This window comes from Prevotella sp. MA2016 (assembly GCF_000619825.1).
Taxonomy (GTDB): domain Bacteria; phylum Bacteroidota; class Bacteroidia; order Bacteroidales; family Bacteroidaceae; genus Prevotella.
Genome location: NZ_JHUW01000011.1, coordinates 37,515 through 56,434 on the forward strand (window position 1 = coordinate 37,515; position 18,920 = coordinate 56,434).

Annotated in this window: 20 protein-coding genes; 9 read left to right on the top strand and 11 right to left on the bottom strand. The window is 44.4% G+C overall.

Annotated features, from left to right (window positions below; all coding sequences use genetic code 11):
• Position 1: 1 nt before the first annotated feature.
• Together T360_RS0108870 and T360_RS0108875 are read right to left on the bottom strand one after the other, a co-directional pair.
• Positions 2 to 442, bottom strand: coding sequence for a lipocalin-like domain-containing protein (locus tag T360_RS0108870; RefSeq protein WP_036929305.1), 441 nt, complete (start codon positions 440 to 442; stop codon positions 2 to 4).
• Complete coding sequence (locus T360_RS0108875; RefSeq protein ID WP_028912469.1) at positions 442 to 1,959, bottom strand: capsule assembly Wzi family protein; 1,518 nt, start codon at positions 1,957 to 1,959, stop codon at positions 442 to 444. Before T360_RS0108875 ends, T360_RS0108870 begins: the two co-directional genes overlap by 1 nt.
• Before the next feature lie 157 nt (positions 1,960 to 2,116).
• Between T360_RS0108875 and T360_RS0108880 the strand changes: the two genes are divergently transcribed.
• Positions 2,117 to 2,950 (top strand): hypothetical protein, encoded by an 834-nt coding sequence (locus tag T360_RS0108880; protein WP_028912470.1) that lies wholly within the window; start codon positions 2,117 to 2,119, stop codon positions 2,948 to 2,950.
• Between the two features lie 2 nt (positions 2,951 to 2,952).
• Here the strand turns inward: T360_RS0108880 and T360_RS0108885 are convergent, their stop codons facing one another.
• Positions 2,953 to 3,459 carry a histidine phosphatase family protein gene (locus T360_RS0108885; protein ID WP_028912471.1) on the bottom strand — a complete coding sequence of 169 codons (507 nt, stop codon included), beginning with the start codon at positions 3,457 to 3,459 and terminating at the stop codon, positions 2,953 to 2,955.
• A gap of 93 nt (positions 3,460 to 3,552) precedes the next feature.
• On the opposite strand from T360_RS0108885, the gene T360_RS0108890 reads away from it, so the two are divergent.
• Complete coding sequence (locus tag T360_RS0108890) at positions 3,553 to 4,200, top strand: HdeD family acid-resistance protein (protein ID WP_028912472.1); 648 nt, start codon at positions 3,553 to 3,555, stop codon at positions 4,198 to 4,200.
• Here T360_RS0108890 and udk read toward each other — a convergent pair.
• From udk to T360_RS0108905, 3 genes are read right to left on the bottom strand one after another with little or no spacing between them, the layout of a single operon-like run.
• Positions 4,187 to 4,801 carry a uridine kinase gene (gene udk, locus T360_RS0108895; RefSeq protein ID WP_013065046.1) on the bottom strand — a complete coding sequence of 205 codons (615 nt, stop codon included), beginning with the start codon at positions 4,799 to 4,801 and terminating at the stop codon, positions 4,187 to 4,189. The genes T360_RS0108890 and udk overlap by 14 nt on opposite strands.
• Positions 4,798 to 5,376 carry a uracil-DNA glycosylase family protein gene (locus tag T360_RS0108900; RefSeq protein ID WP_028912473.1) on the bottom strand — a complete coding sequence of 193 codons (579 nt, stop codon included), beginning with the start codon at positions 5,374 to 5,376 and terminating at the stop codon, positions 4,798 to 4,800. The genes udk and T360_RS0108900 overlap by 4 nt, the downstream gene beginning before the upstream one ends.
• Positions 5,376 to 6,419 carry an endonuclease/exonuclease/phosphatase family protein gene (locus T360_RS0108905; RefSeq protein ID WP_028912474.1) on the bottom strand — a complete coding sequence of 348 codons (1,044 nt, stop codon included), beginning with the start codon at positions 6,417 to 6,419 and terminating at the stop codon, positions 5,376 to 5,378. Before T360_RS0108905 ends, T360_RS0108900 begins: the two co-directional genes overlap by 1 nt.
• Positions 6,420 to 6,569: 150 nt before the next feature.
• On the opposite strand from T360_RS0108905, the gene T360_RS0108910 reads away from it, so the two are divergent.
• From T360_RS0108910 to T360_RS0108925, 4 genes are all read left to right on the top strand, one after another.
• Positions 6,570 to 6,824, top strand: a complete 255-nt coding sequence (locus T360_RS0108910; protein ID WP_013064062.1) for a type B 50S ribosomal protein L31 — start codon at positions 6,570 to 6,572, stop codon at positions 6,822 to 6,824.
• Positions 6,825 to 6,910: 86 nt separating this feature from the next.
• Positions 6,911 to 7,462 (top strand): glutathione peroxidase, encoded by a 552-nt coding sequence (locus T360_RS0108915; RefSeq protein WP_028912475.1) that lies wholly within the window; start codon positions 6,911 to 6,913, stop codon positions 7,460 to 7,462.
• Positions 7,463 to 7,465: 3 nt separating this feature from the next.
• The gene (gene trxB, locus T360_RS0108920) at positions 7,466 to 8,398 is read left to right on the top strand and encodes a thioredoxin-disulfide reductase (RefSeq protein ID WP_028912476.1); all 933 of its coding nucleotides are present in this window, start codon (positions 7,466 to 7,468) and stop codon (positions 8,396 to 8,398) included.
• A 332-nt stretch (positions 8,399 to 8,730) separates the two neighbouring features.
• Positions 8,731 to 10,395 (top strand): response regulator, encoded by a 1,665-nt coding sequence (locus T360_RS0108925; RefSeq protein WP_197019295.1) that lies wholly within the window; start codon positions 8,731 to 8,733, stop codon positions 10,393 to 10,395.
• Here the strand turns inward: T360_RS0108925 and T360_RS0108930 are convergent.
• Positions 10,316 to 11,749 (bottom strand): sodium:solute symporter, encoded by a 1,434-nt coding sequence (locus T360_RS0108930; RefSeq protein WP_028912478.1) that lies wholly within the window; start codon positions 11,747 to 11,749, stop codon positions 10,316 to 10,318. The genes T360_RS0108925 and T360_RS0108930 overlap by 80 nt on opposite strands.
• A gap of 141 nt (positions 11,750 to 11,890) precedes the next feature.
• On the opposite strand from T360_RS0108930, the gene T360_RS0108935 reads away from it, so the two are divergent.
• Entirely contained in the window at positions 11,891 to 13,249 is a 1,359-nt protein-coding gene (locus tag T360_RS0108935; RefSeq protein ID WP_028912479.1) for a TrpB-like pyridoxal phosphate-dependent enzyme, read from the top strand.
• 67 nt (positions 13,250 to 13,316) lie between these two features.
• Here the strand turns inward: T360_RS0108935 and T360_RS0108940 are convergent, their stop codons facing one another.
• The 4 genes from T360_RS0108940 to T360_RS0108955 all read right to left on the bottom strand — a co-directional run bounded on the left by T360_RS0108940 (position 13,317) and on the right by T360_RS0108955 (position 15,913).
• Positions 13,317 to 14,102: a hypothetical protein gene (locus tag T360_RS0108940; RefSeq protein WP_028912480.1), complete on the bottom strand. Its 786-nt coding sequence runs from the start codon at positions 14,100 to 14,102 to the stop codon at positions 13,317 to 13,319.
• A gap of 178 nt (positions 14,103 to 14,280) precedes the next feature.
• Positions 14,281 to 14,742, bottom strand: coding sequence for a DUF4293 domain-containing protein (locus T360_RS0108945; RefSeq protein ID WP_028912481.1), 462 nt, complete (start codon positions 14,740 to 14,742; stop codon positions 14,281 to 14,283).
• A gap of 1 nt (position 14,743) precedes the next feature.
• Entirely contained in the window at positions 14,744 to 15,082 is a 339-nt protein-coding gene (locus T360_RS0108950) for a DNA-directed RNA polymerase subunit omega (RefSeq protein ID WP_013063820.1), read from the bottom strand.
• A 3-nt stretch (positions 15,083 to 15,085) separates the two neighbouring features.
• Positions 15,086 to 15,913, bottom strand: coding sequence for an outer membrane protein assembly factor BamD (locus tag T360_RS0108955; RefSeq protein WP_028912482.1), 828 nt, complete (start codon positions 15,911 to 15,913; stop codon positions 15,086 to 15,088).
• A 108-nt stretch (positions 15,914 to 16,021) separates the two neighbouring features.
• On the opposite strand from T360_RS0108955, the gene uvrB reads away from it, so the two are divergent.
• Together uvrB and T360_RS0108965 are read left to right on the top strand one after the other, a co-directional pair.
• Positions 16,022 to 18,061 (top strand): excinuclease ABC subunit UvrB, encoded by a 2,040-nt coding sequence (gene uvrB / locus T360_RS0108960; protein ID WP_028912483.1) that lies wholly within the window; start codon positions 16,022 to 16,024, stop codon positions 18,059 to 18,061.
• Between the two features lie 108 nt (positions 18,062 to 18,169).
• Entirely contained in the window at positions 18,170 to 18,787 is a 618-nt protein-coding gene (locus T360_RS0108965) for a DUF4468 domain-containing protein (RefSeq protein WP_028912484.1), read from the top strand.
• The last annotated feature ends 133 nt before the right edge of the window (positions 18,788 to 18,920 follow it).

Below are 18,920 nucleotides of genomic sequence, written 5' to 3' on the forward strand. Positions count from 1 at the left end.
CTTACATCTTCTCAAACCACAAACGCAGCACGTCGTCGCGCAGCACCATCCTGTCGCCACCAAGTTTTTCTATGGTAAACAAGTTGTCCAGTTTGTTTATGCCTAGTGGCGACAACTCTTCAGCATCATCCACCTGCGGGTCGCCAGTAGCACGATCATGCTTATGGGCGTTATACAAACGTACCGTCTTATCAGTATAGTCGAAATTAAACAGGTAGCCATAATGGCCCGTATCATTATCATGATCAACAGCCTGTATGAGATTCATCTGCACACCCCAGAACACACGGGTATCCGACAAATCGCTATAACCGCCAGTGGCCAGCGTATCCACACGAACCAAATGCCAATAGCCATCGAGAGTGCCATTGTCAGAGGTCTCTATATCACAACTTGTGAACAACAAGCCTACACCTATTATATATAAAAGAAAGTGCTTCATTATAATAATCCTGATTTTTTGATTGTAAACTGAAAGCCATTATTGTCACCTCGGATAGAGCCAAAGTCGGCTCCCCATGCAAATACGGCCTTCCACCCCTGTGGCAGCTGCCACCCCACCTCGGCTAGCACACTCGTATTATGTTTAATATGGGTATAAGGACTCTTATAGCGCCCTAACCCATCCTGCCACGAGGCCAGCAGGCGATAATGCAGCTTGGGCAACGGCTGACCACTAATACCAAAATGCCATGCAGCAAAGCGATTGTTCTTCACCTCAATCTTACCATCATTATTATAGATGGGCGAGAGATAGAGCGGATTTCCAATCACCTGCCCCCAATGTTGCCACCCCATAAAAATATGATGGTTATAGTATTCATCGAGACCACCGATATGATCGGAATAAGCTGGCGTATGATCATGATACACGCTACCACTCTGATATTTCGAATACAGATACTCTACAACAATATTCTGCAACCATGTGGCATGATGCAACTGCAATTCGGCACCAAGCATGATGTCCTTGAAATCGTACAAGAGATAACGATGCGACTTCTTCACCTCCCATTCGCTGCCGGTGCCATAGCCATCGTATTCTAACATAAACATCGCAGAATGATCCTCAAAGTATTTATCGGCATAGAGACTCAAACCCCAGTCGTTAGCATCGTAATTTAAACGTAGTAGCCAACTGCCCAACTGGTTGCCTTCGTCGTTCTGATAAGTACTCTCGTTAACCTCGCCACCGCCAGGCACGAAAGCATGAAGAAATGCCTTCAAACCAGAAGCATTATGAAACACCTTATCACCATCATCCGACCTCATATATGAGGTGCCACCAAACTGGCATGCCATCTCTAATCCTAGCTCGACAGTAAACTTGCCCGGTCCAATCTTCAGATAGCCGGCTTTGCTATGGTAGAGCGTACCCTCGGTGTAACGGTTCTGTGGGGCCACAAAATCCTTTTGCCAGCCATCATCAGTGGTTTTGCCATAAGCGATGTGACCTTTCAGTGCCAACCAATTCCTGGTGCCAGGGATAGTCCAGTATTCTGGCAGTGCTAATCGTACCTGAGGAACGGGACGGGCATTGATACCCAGTGCTTGAGAACCAGAGCTCAGCTCCTGATTCTTCAGTTCCATCGGATACTCCTTGGCCCCCACAGTAAGCGTGCCCTTCAGCCAGCGCCCCTCAACGTAAGCCTGCTGAACCACCAGAGTGCTGGTAAAACCTGTAGCAACAGCTACTTCGGCACCATAACCAACACCCCACTTTCTACCATCGTCGGCACTAAGTGGGCGTTCTATCGCACCCAGCACATAGCCATTGGATGTTTTCAGCGAACTAAGACCATATTTGTTGGCATTCAACCACAAAGGGGTGTGATCGCCAGTTGACAAGGTGGCCTGCATCTCTGCTCGATACTGAAGACTATCGGTAAGCGAACGCTGCTGAGCACACATAGCCAACGGGCTACACATTATTAATAATAGAGTAACATAATGCTTCATATCGCTGGCAAAGATACAATTTTTTTCATTCTTAAAAATGATTTTAGGGAAATTCCTCTACCTAATTAGGGAAAATCCTTTGTGTATGAGCCAAAAATGTTGTTTCTTTGCACTGTGAATAAGAAATAGATGTCGAACCATTTTAAATGATACGATTATGAAGAAGATGTTTTTCGCACTGATGGTGATGCTGACCTCAACACTGGCAGCGAGTGCAATGAGCTACGAGCAGGCACGCAACGAAGCCCTGTTCCTCACCGATAAGATGGCGTACGAGCTGAACCTCACCGACGATCAGTATGAGGCTGCTTACGAAATAAACCTCGACTATCTGATGGGCGTAGCCGGACGCGATGATATATTTGGCACTTACTGGGAGCGCCGCAATCTCGATTTGAGCTATATCCTCTTTGACTGGCAGTGGAAATCGTATATAGCAGCCAGCTACTTCTATCGTCCACTCTACTGGGAGGCAGGCTACTGGCACTTCGGAATCTATCGCCGCTATCCGCATCGCGACTTCTTCTACTTCGGTCGTCCTCACTTCTACGCTACCTATCGTGGTGGACATGCATGGCATATTCATGGCACTCATGGATACTACTACAGCCGCAGAGAGCACTTCCGTCCTGTTCGCAGAGAGCACTTCGGCATGCACGACCGCTGGAATCGTGGCGACTTCCGCAATCCTCGTCACAGTTCAACACGAGTAACGGGCAGACATGATGGTCATCGCTTCGAGAACCGATCATCTACTCGCCGCATTGAGAGTCGGCCCAATAATCGGAACTTCGAGAACCGCTCGGGTAATCGCCACTTCGAAAACCGCAGCAATGGCATGAACCGCCGTTCTGATGCTGGACGCAATAACAGCTCATTTAGCGGGCATCGCAGTGGAGGTACTAGCCACTCAAGCAGCATCGGACATACCAGAAGTATCGGCAACTCAAATCACAGCGGTGGAGATAGCCGCATGGGAGGCAGACGATAATATTACAACTCAAGGATGCGGACTTCAGCATTCTGCATCCTTTGAATCTCGCTCATTTGTTTATTATAATAATATGATTGTATAGCTTTGTTGATGATGCCATGGCCTACGGCCAGTACCTTCTTTTCTGGGAATGTTTGCTTGACATATGCGATGAATTCGCCAGCCCGGGAAAGAAGGTTTTCTAATGTCTCGATATCATCGGGCCATACCTCACCCTTCAAGTCAGGAATAAAGCGCCCAGTAAAACTGCCCCAATCACGCTCACGCAGCAAAGGGGTTGTAAGAACCTCCAAATGATGAGGTTCGGCTATGATTCGGGCTGTATCTATAGAGCGTTTCAAGTCGCTGGCCAATATGACATCTATCTCCTTATCCTTCCACTGATGGCTGAACTCACGAGCCTGCTGGATGCCATTTGCATTCAATTCACCCTGTGTCTGCCCCTGCATTATCTGGTTGGCGTTATCTACCGTCTCGCCATGTCTTACTAAGTATAAAGTTGTCATCATCTATTAAAATTTGCTGCAAAATTACAGAATTATTTGCTGATTCCACCTTATTTTATTATTTTTGCAGCGTAAAACTTAGAATTATTTGAAATGAAGATACTACAAAGTTCCATTTTCCGTGCCATTTGTGCTATAGCTGTCGGTATCATGCTGATTAAGTATCCCGATAATACAGTCACCTGGATTACTGTTGCTATCGGCATTCTGTTCCTACTATCAGGCGTTATCTCAATGGCAATCTACTACAATGCCATTAAGCATGTAGCCGAATATAAGATTACAGACGAAAACGGACAGTTAATAGCTGGCGACAGACCAACATTCCCAATTGTTGGCTTAGGCAGCATTATCCTTGGGCTGATACTGGCCATCACACCTACCGTATTCATCACAGCCCTGATGTATATCATCGGCGCCATTCTGGTGCTGGGTGCTGTCAATCAGTTTATGGCATTGGCAAGAGCACGCCGACTGGGCAGCATCGGATTCGGATACTGGATCTTCCCATCGGTTATCCTGCTCACAGGTCTTTATGTGATGATTAAGCCCATGAGTCCTGCCAGCATAGCTATGACAATTTTGGGTTGGTGCTCGCTGCTTTATGGTATTACAGAAATCATCAACTCGCTGAAGATTCACTCTAACAGACGTAAAGCAGAAAAGGCTCAGGAAATTCCTGCTGCCGAGGAGGTGAAAGAGGATGATAAAAAAGTTACGGAAGTGACTACACTCCCGTAACGATTCCTTCGATATATGTTTTGAGGATGTGGATACCCGTGCGGTTATCTCCACCCCAGGGAACAATCAGGTCGGCAAACTTCTTTGTTGGCTCGATAAATTGTTCGTGCATGGGCTTTAGCACCTTTTCATAACGATCCAGCACCATCTCTACGGTACGTCCGCGCTCTACCACATCGCGACGGATATTACGAATCAGGCGAACATCGCTATCAGTATCTACGAATATCTTCAAATCCATCATATCACGCAGCTTCTTGTGGTGCAAAGCCATGATTCCCTCGATGATAATCACAGGCTTTGGCTCTACATGGATGGTCTCCTTCTGACGGTTACTCTCGATATACGAATAGGTAGGCTGCTCGATAGCCTCACCATTCTTCAACTTCTTGATATGCTCAGTAAGCAACTTCCAGTCGAAAGCATCTGGATGATCGAAGTTGATAGCCTTACGCTCCTCGGGAGTCATACCTGTGGTATCGTTATAATACGAGTCGAGAGGTACAACTGCTGCACAATGAGGAGGCAGAGCTTTGGATATTCTCTTAACAACGGTGGTCTTACCCGAACCGGTACCGCCTGCAATTCCAATGATTGTCATAATCTTAAGTATTTAAATACAATGTTATAAAATTCTGCTTTACGTTCTGTTTTCATGGGATATGCCCTTGAACTGCTTGGCATGCGATAGAGTCGCAACACCCGGTCGTCAAGTGCAAACTCGGCATACTCGCCAACTTTAGGACCTTTTATGCCAAAATGGTTACAAAACACGTCGGTGGCCAACTGACCTGCTGTTATCACAGCCTCGCAACAAGGTAAGCTTCTGAGCATAGCATCCAGATCTGTCTCTTCAACTATCTCCAAATCCTTATCCGAAGCATTATCCTTGGTTCGACGAATACGGGTGGCTGTATCATACATGGCTATTCCTTTTTCATTCAGGAAGGGGATAATACGCTCCAAATCAAAGCGCTTCTCCTGTGGCAACACAAAATGCTCTTTGTTATCAAAGAAACAAATGCCAAAGATACGCCACATATCATTGATAAAGTTAGGGTAATAGAAACGCATACACCACCGTTTTTCTGCAGGAGGGAAAGTGCCAAGCATCAATAGCTTAGCATGCCCAGGCAGAAAGGGCTCAAAGGGGTGCGATTCTATTCTTTCACTCATCAGCGTTTCTTCAAATAAACCAATGTGGGCAAATGGTCGCTATAGCCATTCAGCCATTTTCCTCCTGCTGTAGTACGCAGTGTATTACCTCTGTATGGACCTTCCTGCTGAATCAGATAGTCGCGACGGAACACCTGATAATCAAAGAGCTTCAATGTAGAGAAGTTGTTCTTACCATTCTTATTCAGCAAATTCGACGAGACGATAATCTGGTCGAACAGATTCCATGAGCCCTGAAACTGAAGAGTGCCCTGACCAGAGGCCAGCATATTCCACCAAGGATTATAAAGACCACCCTCCTCTACTTCGCTGATTTCACGCTTGGCACCCAGGCATTTTGACATCGACAAATCCTGAGGATCGTCATTCATATCACCCATGATAAACAGTTTAACCTTGGGATCATCCTTCTGCAACGAGTCTTTAACGACACGCAACTGTGAGCCGCCATCCTCTCGGGCATACGAAGGTGCACCTCGTGAAGGCAGATGATTAACAATAATCGTAACATGCTCATTTGCCAAAGAACCACTTACAACCAGGAAACCACGGGTTGCTCTGTTAGCATCCTCCGGTCTATTATATATATAAGGTACGAGTTTAACGTTCTTAATCTTGAAGAGCTGGGGATTGTAAAGCAAAGCGCAATCGATGCCACGCTGATCGGGACCTTCGATATGCACAAACTGAAAGTTGCGAGCCTTCAAAGCAGGCTGGTTACAAAGATCGGTCAGACATTTTGCGTTCTCAACCTCAGCCACACCAATAGCAGCACAACCAACGCCAGGCAACTTATCGGTACCCATATCTGCCAGCACACGTGCCATGTTGTGCAACTTGCTCTTATACTTCTCAGCATCCCACTTATACGATCCGTCTGCTAAAAACTCATAATCGTTCTTCCCTTCATCGTGAATGGTATCAAAAAGATTCTCAAGATTATAAAAACCAATGCCATACACTTGGAAATTCTTTTTCTTCTTGGCATGGCATCCCATCAAAACAAGGAGTAACAAAAACGTTAAAAACTGAAATTTACGCATATTAATATTGTTTATGCTTGCAAAAATACCACAAAAAATTGAGTAAACAAAGAAAAAAACACAAAAAGTTTGTAAATTAGAAAAAAACTTCGTAACTTTGCACCCGCTTTACGCGAAATTATATTTATAACATTAATATTTAAATTCAAAATGAAAAAAGGTATTCATCCAGAAAACTATCGCCCCGTCGTATTCAAGGATATGTCCAACGGCGATATGTTCCTTACGAAGTCTACTGCAAAGACAAATGACACTGTAGAGTTCGAAGGCGAAACTTACCCAGTGGTAAAAGTCGAAATTTCAAGCACCTCTCACCCATTCTATACAGGTAAGAGCAAGCTTGTTGACACCGCAGGACGTGTTGATAAGTTCATGAGCCGCTACGGTAAGGCTGCGAAGAAGTAAGATAAAACCGCAAAGAACATTAAAAGATGCGTCCATGGTAGTTGCATATGCCAAGGCCGCATCTTTTTGTATTATAACGACACGATATGAAAACAATTTATGACTTCACTGTCAAGGACAGAAAAGGCAAGGACGTATCTCTCAAAGAGTACGCCAACGAGGTATTGCTGATTGTAAATACAGCTACAAAATGTGGATTTACACCGCAATACGATGAACTAGAAAAACTCTACGAACAGTATCACAGCCAGGGATTTGAGATTCTCGACTTCCCATGCAACCAGTTCGGACAGCAGGCTCCCGGTACCGATGAAAGCATCCATGAGTTCTGTAAGCTAAACTTTGGCACAGAATTTCCTCGTTTTAAGAAAGTAAAGGTGAACGGTGATGATGCCGACCCACTCTACAAGTTCCTGCAGGATCAGAAAGGCTTCGCTGGTTGGGATCCTAACCACAATCTCACCCCAATCCTCGAAGACATGCTTTCAAAGGAAGATCCTGACTACAAGCAAAAGCCAGACATCAAATGGAATTTCACAAAGTTCCTGATAAACAAGAAAGGTCAGGTTGTAGCTCGCTTTGAACCTACAGAAAACATTGAGAACATCGCCAAGCAAATTGAAGAACTCTTGAAATAATTTATGGAGCATACAAAATGTCTAATCATTGGCAGTGGCCCTGCAGGATACACTGCAGCCATCTATGCCTCGCGTGCCAACCTAGCTCCTATCGAGTATAGCGGCATGCAACCTGGCGGTCAACTCACCCAGACCACTGAAGTCGAGAACTTTCCTGGATACCCACAAGGTGTGGATGGTAACCAGATGATGATGGACCTACTGGAACAGGCTCAACGCTTTGGTGCTGATATCCGCAGCGGCGAAATTGTTAAGGTTGACTTCTCAAAGGCTCCATACATTTGCACTGCAGATGATGGCACGGAAATTGAAGCCGACACAGTGATTATCGCCACTGGTGCATCAGCCAAGTATCTGGGACTGGATGACGAACGTAAGTATAACGGACAAGGCGTTTCTGCTTGTGCCACCTGCGACGGTTTCTTCTATCGCAAGAAAACCGTAGCTGTAGTTGGTGGTGGAGATACAGCCTGTGAGGATGCCCTCTATCTGGCAGGACTTGCCAAAAAGGTATATCTCATAGTTCGCAAACCATTTTTACGTGCTTCACAAGTTATGCAGCAACGCGTTAAGGAGAATGAGAATATTGAGATTCTGTTTGAGCACAACACACTTGGACTCTTCGGAGAGAATGGTGTAGAAGGAGCTCATCTTGTCAAGCGCAAGGGTGAACCTGACGAGGAACTTGTTGACATTACCATCGATGGTTTCTTCCTGGCTATTGGCCACAAACCCAATACAGACATCTTTAAGGATTGGCTGGATATGGATGAAACAGGTTATCTCAAGAAGATTGATGGAACACCAAAGACTAAAGTTCCTGGTGTATTCGTAGCAGGCGATTGCGCCGACCCTGTATATCGACAAGCAATATCTGCAGCTGGTTCTGGTTGCCAGGCAGCAATTGAGGCTGAGAGATATTTGCTGAATAGGTAATAAAAACAGAAAAGGCTCGTTTCACAACGAACCTTTTCTAACAAAATTACTTAAAAAACTAAATTAATCAACCATAAACCTTAACCATTAAAATCTTTTTCTGCTGCAAATATACAGCAAGTTTTTTAAATACATGTCTATTTTTAATTTTTTTATGTTCAAAATGCGTGATTTAACTCAAAATCAACATAAAATCACCATTTTTAAACATTTTAACTCTCCAAAACGCAATTTTTATCGAAAAAAAGATGAAGTATCAAAAAAAATAACTATTTTTGCACAACCAATAATTATAAAGTATGAACACCCATCTTCTATTAACTCTGATAGCAATGGCAATAATTGCCATTATTTTCCTCGCAGGAAGACGTCTATACCTGCGAAACCAGAAAGTGCGAAGACGCCTGCGGATGGGTGCTATTTTCACCAATATCACACACGAACTCCTTACACCATTATCAGTCATTTCTGCCTCTATCGACAAACTTCGCGACACAGAGCCACAGTATAGCCACGAATACGATCTAATACATTTCAACATCCAACGTATGGTTAGATTGCTGCAGCAGATCTTAGAGACCAGCAAATCTGATGCTGGTCAGCTGAGACTTCTGGTAACACAAGGCGATGTGATGAAATATATCCGCCAGACAGCAGAATGCCTGGAGCCACTTATTGCAAAAAAAAACATGAAGTTCTCCATAAACTGCCAACCGGAAAGCATGATGGGTTGGATTGATACCGACAAGCTCGACAAGATTATATATAATCTTTTATCAAACGCTGCCAAATACGGAAAAGAAGGAGGCACCGTATCCATCAGCGCCATAACCAATAGCAACTACGACGAGGTAGAGATAAAAGTATCTGATGACGGCGATGGTATCTCTCCTAAACAGATGAAACAACTGTTTAAAAGATTCCATGATGGTGACTATCGCCAGCACCAGACAATAGGAACAGGCCTAGGCTTATCACTCACTAACGATTTGGTACGCCTCAACAGAGGAACCATCAAATGCCATAGTGAACTGGGCAGAGGTACTGAGTTTATAGTAAAGCTGCCCATCAAAAAAGAAGCCTTTGAGCCCGATCAGATTGATGAAAAACATAAGATAGACTTCAACATTCCTCAAAACACTATCGTAGATATTAATACACTGGTACCCGATGTAATTATCGAACCAGAAGAACCTAATGAAGATGGTTATAAAGTTCTTGTAGTAGAGGACAATTTGGATTTGCTGATGCTAATGCAGCAGCTACTTAAGACCAACTACCATGTGTATATTGCAAGAAATGGGGTTGAAGCCATGAGAGTAGTACAGGAGAAAGAGCTTGATTTAATTATCTCAGATATTATGATGCCTGAGATGAATGGCTTAGAGTTAACGAAGACTATCAAAGCTGATCCCAACTTCAATCATCTGCCCATCATACTGCTGACTGCCAAGACACAAGAGGAAGATGAAAAGGAAGCGCTACAAAGCGGTGCCGACGAATACCTCAGAAAGCCTTTCCGCCTAGTAGATTTAAAACTACGCATCGACAATATCATAGAGAATCGCAAACGCATGCAGACGGAGTTTAGCCAGCTGAGTGCAGAAGAAGAGATTAAGCACATCTCGAAAGCACCAAGCCCTGATGAAAAGTTTGTGAGTCAGGTATTGGAACATATTCATGCACATATTGATGACGAAAGTTACGATCGTGACGCCTTGGCAGCTGATATGGGAACAAGTGCCTCAACACTATATAACAAGCTGCGATCCATCACAGGCATGAATGTATCAGCCTTTATCCGCGATGTCAGAATGAAAGAAGCCAGACGCCTTGGCATGGAGAATCCCAACCTTCGCGTCAGCGACTTAGCATACAGCGTTGGATTCCACGACCCACGTTACTTTGCAACCTGTTTCAAGAAACAGTTTGGCACTCAGCCGAAGGAGTTTTTAGAAAGCCTACAGAACTTGAAGCAAGGAGGGCAAGAAAAGTAAGCAACCCGTTCATCATCAATAATTCGTAGCCGAAACGATAGCCTGCCAACTGCCAGGTTATCTCATCGATGGCGTAGCACAGCAAAGGCGAAGCAATGCAAATATATGGTACATACCGATCGTAAGGCTTCAGTTTGGTCAGCATACCAAAAGCGAAAAGCCCCAACAGCGGACCGTATGTATAGCCACAAATGGTATAGATAGCATCAATCACGCTTGTAGAATTCAGCAATCTGAACAATATAATCATCACTACAAACAATATGCTTATACATAGATGGGCACGTTTGCGCAATCGTTCATCCCCTGCTCTACCGCGTATATCCACACAATAGCTGGTGGTTAATGATGTCAAAGCAGAATCAGCACTCGAGAACGATGCAGCCACAATACCTATCGTAAATGGAATCAGTACCGACAATCCACTGCGCTGAACAAATCCTGGCAGCAAAGAATCAGAGACACCTGATTCACCCAGCATCAGCAACAGTACGCCTAACGACAAGAACAACAGATTGGCAGGCACAAAAGCCACGCCATAGGTACACATATCTTTCTGAGCCTCTTTAAGTGTTTTACACGTCAGATTCTTCTGCATCATGTCTTGATCAAGTCCGGTCATGACAATCACGATAAACACGCCACTCAGGAACTGCTTCCAGAAATTCTGTTTCGACACCCAATCGTCCATCACAAACATCCTGCTATGCTCATCGGCAGCAATGGCACCGATGGCCTCTGGTATTGTCATGCCAAGTTCACCCACCACCTTATATATAATAAGGAGAAGCGCCGAAAACAAGCAGAGGGTTTGAAATGTATCTGTCCATACTAAAGTTTTAATACCACCGCCACGCGTATAGAGCCAGATGAGAGTAACCATTGCTGTAACGGTAACGGCGAACGGAATGCCCATCTCATCGAACACGAACTGCTGCAATATCATACAAACCACATAAAAACGCACTACCGCTCCCGTCATTTTTGACAATAAGAAAAACGAAGCACCCGTTTTATAAGCTCGCCGACCTAACCGCTGCCCCAGATAAGAATAGATGGTTGTGAGATTCAAACGATAATATAGTGGCAGCAGGATGAATGCCACCGCAAAATAACCCAGAATAAAGCCTAAGCAGGTTTGCATGTAAGTCATATCAATCCGCGTAACCATGCCAGGAACCGACACAAAGGTCACTCCCGAAATGGATGCTCCAACCATGCCAAATGCCACCATATACCAAGGCGACTGACGATTACCACGAAAGAACGTTTCGTTCGTCGCACGCCGTGCAGTCAGTCTGCTGATAGCAAACAAAACTGCAAAATATGCCAATATTATTGCAATCATCCACATAATCGTGTGCAAAGGTACACTTTTTTTTAAAATTATCAATTATCAGCCGCCAATTATCAATTAAAAATATTATCTTTGCAGTCGGTAATCGGCCTTGCCGCTTGCTCAGGCAAGAATTTCAAATTCTAAAACTTAATTATTATGTCCAAACAAAAGAAATTCATCCTCCAAGAGAGTGAGATTCCCACACAGTGGTACAACATTCAGGCAGACATGCCAACCAAACCTATGCCTCCCATCCATCCTGCCACCAAGCAGCCTCTGGGTGTAGACGATTTGGCACACATCTTCCCTCGTGAATGCTGTGTGCAAGAACTTGACACAGAACATCGCTGGATTGATATTCCCGAAGAAGTACTTGAGAAGTACAAGTTCTATCGTTCAACCCCATTGGTTCGTGCCTATGCACTTGAAGAGGCTTTGGGAACACCCGCTCACATTTATTTCAAGAACGAAAGTACCAACCCATTAGGTTCACATAAAATCAATTCTGCCATTCCCCAGTGCTATTATGCCAAGCAGGAAGGAACCACTAACGTGACCACAGAAACTGGTGCCGGACAGTGGGGTGCAGCTCTTTCGTATGCCGCCAAAATCTACGGTCTCGACTGTGCTGTGTATCAGGTAAAGATTACCATGCAGCAGAAGCCATACCGTTCGAGCATTATGCGCACCTTTGGTGCTGTGGTTGAGGGTTCGCCTTCGATGTCAACACGTGCCGGTAAGGATATTCTTACTCGCGATCCAAATCACACAGGTTCGCTGGGCACAGCCATCTCTGAGGCTGTAGAATTGGCCACAAGCACGCCTAACTGTAAGTACACGCTGGGTTCGGTATTGAACCACGTAGGTTTGCATCAAACCATCATCGGTCTTGAGGCCGAGAAGCAGATGGAGATGGCTGGCGAGTATCCTGATATCGTGATTGCCTGCTTTGGTGGAGGCTCTAACTTCGGTGGAATCGCCTTCCCATTCATGCGTCATAACCTGTGCGATGGTAAGAAGACTGAGTTCATTGCTGCCGAGCCCGACAGCTGTCCTAAGCTGACACGCGGACAGTTCCGATACGACTTTGGCGACGAGGCTGGTTACACCCCATTGCTGCCAATGTTCACACTGGGTCACAACTTCAAGCCAAGCAACATCCATGCTGGTGGCTTGCGCTATCATGGTGCAGGTGTGATTGTGAGTCAGTTGCTGAAGGACGGTTTGATGCGTGGTGTCGATATTCCACAGCTCGAAACTTTCGAGGCTGGTATGCTGTTTGCTCGCACCGAGGGTATCATCCCTGCTCCCGAGAGCTGTCATGCCATCGCAGCCACCATCCGCGAGGCTAAGAAGTGCATCGCAACTGGCGAAGAGAAGGTGATACTGTTCAACCTCTCAGGTCACGGACTTATCGATATGCCAAGCTACGACTCATTCATCAAGGGCGACCTGCAGAACTACACCGTTACTGATGAGATGATTGCCGCTAACCTGGCCGAGCTTGATAAGTAATCGCTTACTAGATACTATATCTACAATAGAAATCCCCACTCGCTTGAGTGGGGATTATTGTTTTCGCTTAGAATATGCGACCAGTAATCGTAAGTTTCAGTACTGGATAAACGGTCCATTTATCAATGATCTTTGATAAGTCATCATCGCTATCGTTCAACTCGTTTATCTTAACCTCCTTATTGTCTTGATATACTTTAAGCTTTCCCATAAACTGGCAGCCAGCCTCGAAACGAAAACCTACGCGATGCTTGGGTACCAGGCGTCCCACACCCAGTCCGACGTACGGACGGAAATTCTTTACACGGATATCACCATTAACATCACCCTTCTCGTCAAACTTAATGTCATATTTGTCAAGCTCGGCTATGAACATGTCCTTCAGCTGAGGACCGATAACGGGATCGCTACCATATTTGGTAAATGCAGCACTAACCACATCGCTATGACCAGTGAGCTCAGCCATCTTCTTTCCTCCTATAGACATTCCTCCCGCTAGGAAGAACGACGATTTGTCGCCAAAAGGATAAACATTCAGCTTCACATCAAATGTGGTTCGCTTAAAGTTTCCAGTAATTTTCACCTTATCCTCAGTGGGGATGTCGTATCCTGCAGGAATATTGAAGTCGACGTTTACATCGCCCTTAACCTTGATACCAGGTAGAAAGTTCACACCAGCACTCAGCTCCAGATAGTCGGTAATAGGTGCAGCTACACCCACGCCGATACCCTCGGTGCTTGCCGATACATTCACCCCAACGTGGTTAAAAACCCCACGCTCATAATACTCTTGTGCCGATGCAGTAGCTATTCCCATCAACAACGCAAAACATGCAATCAGTTGTTTTTTCATATTCGTAAGTGTTTGATATTTAGTAATAACATGTTCCTAACAATTGCAAAGATAAATATATTCTTCCTAAAATGCAAATTTTTACTCTAAAAAAAGTACCTAAAGAAAAAATGCACTCTAAGTACTTTGCAATTGAAAAGTACCTAGAGTGCAAATTACACCTAAAACTTATCGTTTTTTATCGGATTCTATCCATCGAGCGAACCAGCTTTTCATCTGCTAGGATAGCTCGGCGAGCCATCAAGTAGAGTATCAGCGAGATAGCGGGGAACACAGCTGGCCATGAGGGACGGAAAACAACAGCTCCCCATGACTTATCGCCAACCATCTGACCTACAACAAAGAATACCACATACCAACCAATGATAAACAACACATTGAAGAGACAGAACAAGGCCTGCATCTTACGGTTGTTATATATAAATATGGTATAGGTAGCAATTACCGCTGTAGGCAGCAGAACAGCCATCAAGGGCCAAGTATCAAAATGATGCTTGCCCAGAGGGTCGGTAAACCAAAGGTTGAACACCTTTGCTACAGTAACACCCCCCAACTTAAATGAACCAATCTGCATACAAAGACAAATGACGGTCATAATAATGGCCGCCAAAAGATATAATGTCTGCTTACGCTGTATCATATTAATCTTCCTGATTCTGGTTCTCGCGAGAAGGATCACGCCAGTAAACCTTATCCTCAATAAACTCCTGAGTAGCCAGAAGACTTGGTTTGGGCAGCTTCTCATAGTAACGAGAAATCTCAATCTGCTCACGATTCTCGAATACCTCCTCGAGTGAATCGTTGTACGAAGCGAACTCTGCCAGCTTCTTTGAGAGATCGTCCTTAATCTGAAGGCTAATCTGGTTGGCACGCTTTCCAATGATAGCTACGCTCTCGTAGATATTACCTGTATCTTCACACAGATCCATAATGTTACGTGTAACGGTGTTAACCGGTGCTTTTGACTTCTTGTAATCCATATCTTAATCTTTAATAACTTTTTTGCACTTATTAATAAACTTCTCAGCTGTAGCAGCATTCTTAGACTCAGGGAACTCATTCAGGAATCCATAGCATTCATCCTCGGCATCGCGATAGCGATCCATGCGCTTCTCTTCCGAACTATTCTCAGCTAATTCGAACTTTGCCTTCATAATGAGCAGCATCAACTCCTCACGAATACTGCAATAAGGGTAGTTCTTCAGGCAGTTTTGAGCCGTAATGATACAAGCATTGTAATTACTCTCCTCATTAGAGTTAATATTACCAAAATATCCGCCAAGATTATAATAGAGCTCGGCAGAAAGGTATTCTTTTTGAATCAACTTGTCATGAAGCTCATAAAGGCGCGACTGAGCCTGAGGACGCAGTTCTGACTCTGGAAAGAGATCCAGGAACTGCTGATAAGCAGTAATAGCACCATTTGTTGGCGACTGATCAAGTCGTGGCTCTGGAGCACTTTGATAGAGCGACTGGCCAACATAAAAATAAGCCAACTCGGCATAAGTGCCACGAGGATAACTAGTAGTGTATTTCTTAAAGGTTTCCGAAGCAGCATCATAATCCATGTTACCATACTGGGCCATACCCAACATATAGAGACATTCCTGAGCTTCGTCAGAGCCTTTTTTGATAGTCACCAGTTCTTCCAACAGTGAAACAGCCTGCTGAAATTTTCCACATGCAAATGCTTCTTTAGCATACTCATACTTATAATCAGTGTCGCCATACTTGTAGACACTGTTAAACTCTGAAGCGCAACTGCTAAGCAGTAAAGCTGCACATGCCAATGTAATGATACCTTTATTCATATTCGGGGTGCAAAATTAGCACTTTTCGGTCAAATAACAAAGTTTTATGTAAGGTTTTTGGCGTTTTTTGATGTTTTTTTAATAACTTATTCGTATCTTTGCACCTCAATGAGCAAATTTATACTTACATCGGAATATAAACCAACTGGCGATCAACCAGAAGCGATACGTCAGTTGACTGAGGGATTGGACCGTGGCGACCATGCCCAAGTACTACTCGGCGTAACAGGTTCAGGAAAGACATTTACGATGGCAAACGTCATTGCGCAGCACAATCGCCCCACCCTCATCCTAAGTCATAACAAGACCCTAGCAGCTCAGTTGTATGAGGAGATGAAGGGCTTTTTTCCACAGAATGCTGTAGAGTACTATGTTAGCTATTATGACTATTACCAACCAGAAGCTTACCTTCCTACCACAGACACTTATATCGAGAAAGACCTGGCAATCAACGAAGAAATAGACAGATTGAGATTGTCAGCCGTATCTAATTTATTATCAGGCAGAAACGATGTTGTTGTTGTATCTTCAGTTTCATGTATCTATGGTATGGGAAGTCCTGTCGCCCTACAAGAAAATGTGATCGAACTGAAGAAAGGACAGATACTGGATCGCAACGCACTGTTAAGAAAGTTAGTACAAGCATTATATGTTCGCAACGACCTTGATTTACAACGAGGCAACTTCCGTGTGAAAGGCGATACGGTGGATATTGCCATGGCTTATAGTGAAGTAGTTCTTCGAATCACTTTCTGGGACGACGAGATTGATGCCATTGAGGAGATGGACGCTGTAACCTTCGATCGTTTGGCCAGTTTTGACGAATATCGTCTCTATCCAGCCAACCTATTCATGACTTCACAGGAGCAAACCAATATTGCCATCCGTCAGATTCAGGACGACCTGATGAAACAAGTACTCTATTTTGAGGAGATTGGCGATACCATCAAGGCACAGCGTATTAAGGAGCGTGTGGAGTATGATATGGAAATGATCAAAGAATTAGGGCATTGTTCTGGAATTGAGAACTACAGTCGCTATTTCGATGGCCGTCAGGCAGGCGAACGCCCCTATTGCCTTCTGGATTTCTTCCCCGACGACTATCTCCTCATCATAGATGAGAGCCATGTAAGCGTTCCGCAAATCAGTGCCATGTATGGTGGCGACAGAAGCCGCAAGCAAAACCTGGTAGAATACGGATTCCGCCTGCCTGCAGCATTTGACAACCGCCCTCTGAAGTTTGAGGAATTCCAGAAAGAAGTGAATCAAGTCATCTATGTAAGTGCTACACCAGCCGACTACGAACTGAATGAAGCTGAAGGTGTGGTAGTAGAACAGGTGATTCGCCCTACAGGCCTGCTTGATCCTGAAATAGAAGTACGCCCCAGCGAGAATCAGATTGACGACTTACTTGACGAAATACTGGCACGCAATCAGCGAGGCGAACGTGTACTCATCACCACCCTAACCAAACGAATGGCGGAGGAGCTGACAGAGTACCTACTGAACCATAACATCAGCACCGCTTATATCCATAGCGATGTAGCCACACTTGACCGTGTAAAGATTCTGAGCGACCTGCGACAAGGTGTTTATGACGTACTTGTTGGTGTCAACCTGCTACGTGAAGGCCTCGACCTGCCTGAAGTATCATTGGTAGCCATCCTAGATGCAGACAAAGAGGGTTTCCTACGCAGCCATCGCAGTCTAACCCAGACCGCCGGTCGTGCTGCTCGAAATGTGAATGGAAAGGTGATTATGTACGCCGACACTATCACAGCCTCTATGCAACTCACTATCGACGAGACATTGCGACGCAGGATGAAGCAGATGAAATACAATGAAGAGCATCATATTACGCCCAAGCAGATTGTAAAGAATCTTTCATTCAGTGCCCTTCAAAAGGAGAATCGCGCTGATACCAAAGAACTGATTCGCAACTTCTCTACAGCCGCGGAAAAGGGAGAAACAGGAACAATGATGGCAGCCGACCCGATAGAGGAGCGTATGACCAGACCACAGATGGAGAAGCTGATAGAAGAAACTACGAGAAAAATGAAAGAAGCCGCCAAACAGTTGGACTTCCTGCAAGCAGCCCAATATCGTGACGAAATAGTTCGTTTACAAAAGGAGTTGGAACTAAAATAAAAATTAAATACTCAAATAATTAAAGAATTAAAAAATACATGATATTCGTGCGTGATTATAAAAAAATCTTCGTACTTTTGCATGGTTTTTATTAAAAATAAAATTGATATGAAAAAGTTTTTGATAGCCATTCTGATGGCAATGCCTGTAATAGCTTCGGCTCAGGACAACACTTGGGAGCGTATAGAACAAGAACCCGTAGAGAAAGAGAATCCAGATGCAAAGTATCTGGCAGAGGGTGCTGTGCCTGTAATCGAAGGAAGAGTTTGCTGGCAAACCACCATCAAGGCACCAGGAAAATCAGCTCAACAGATTTATGACATTCTGCTTAAACAGATGGAGAAAATGGTTAATGAGCCCAACCAGATTGCCAACAGTGCCGTTGTAATCAAAGACACAGAAAAGTTTGAATTAGGAGCCATCTTCCATGAGTGGTTGGTATTCAAGAACTCTTCTTTATCACTCGACCGCACCCAATTCCACTTCCAGCTCATCGTAAAATGCGCCAACGAACAAGCCGAGGTTAAAATTGCTCATATCTCGTATGATTACAACATTGAGCGCAAGCCTGTTCACTATACAGCTGAGGAATGGATTACCGACAAGTATGCCGTTAACAAAAAGCACACTAAGCTCTATCCTCTTTCGGCCAAGTTCCGCCGCAAGACTATAGACCGTAAAGATTTCATCTTCACAAAATTCAACTCACTGTTAAACGACAAATAAAAGCATGAGCAAAGACCTGATACGTAATATTCTGAATATTATCTTTATGATCGGCGCAACCGTGGGTGTGATTCTTTTTCTCTCCAAGAATGAAGAACGACACAACCTCGGTTTGTACATCATCTTATTCTCA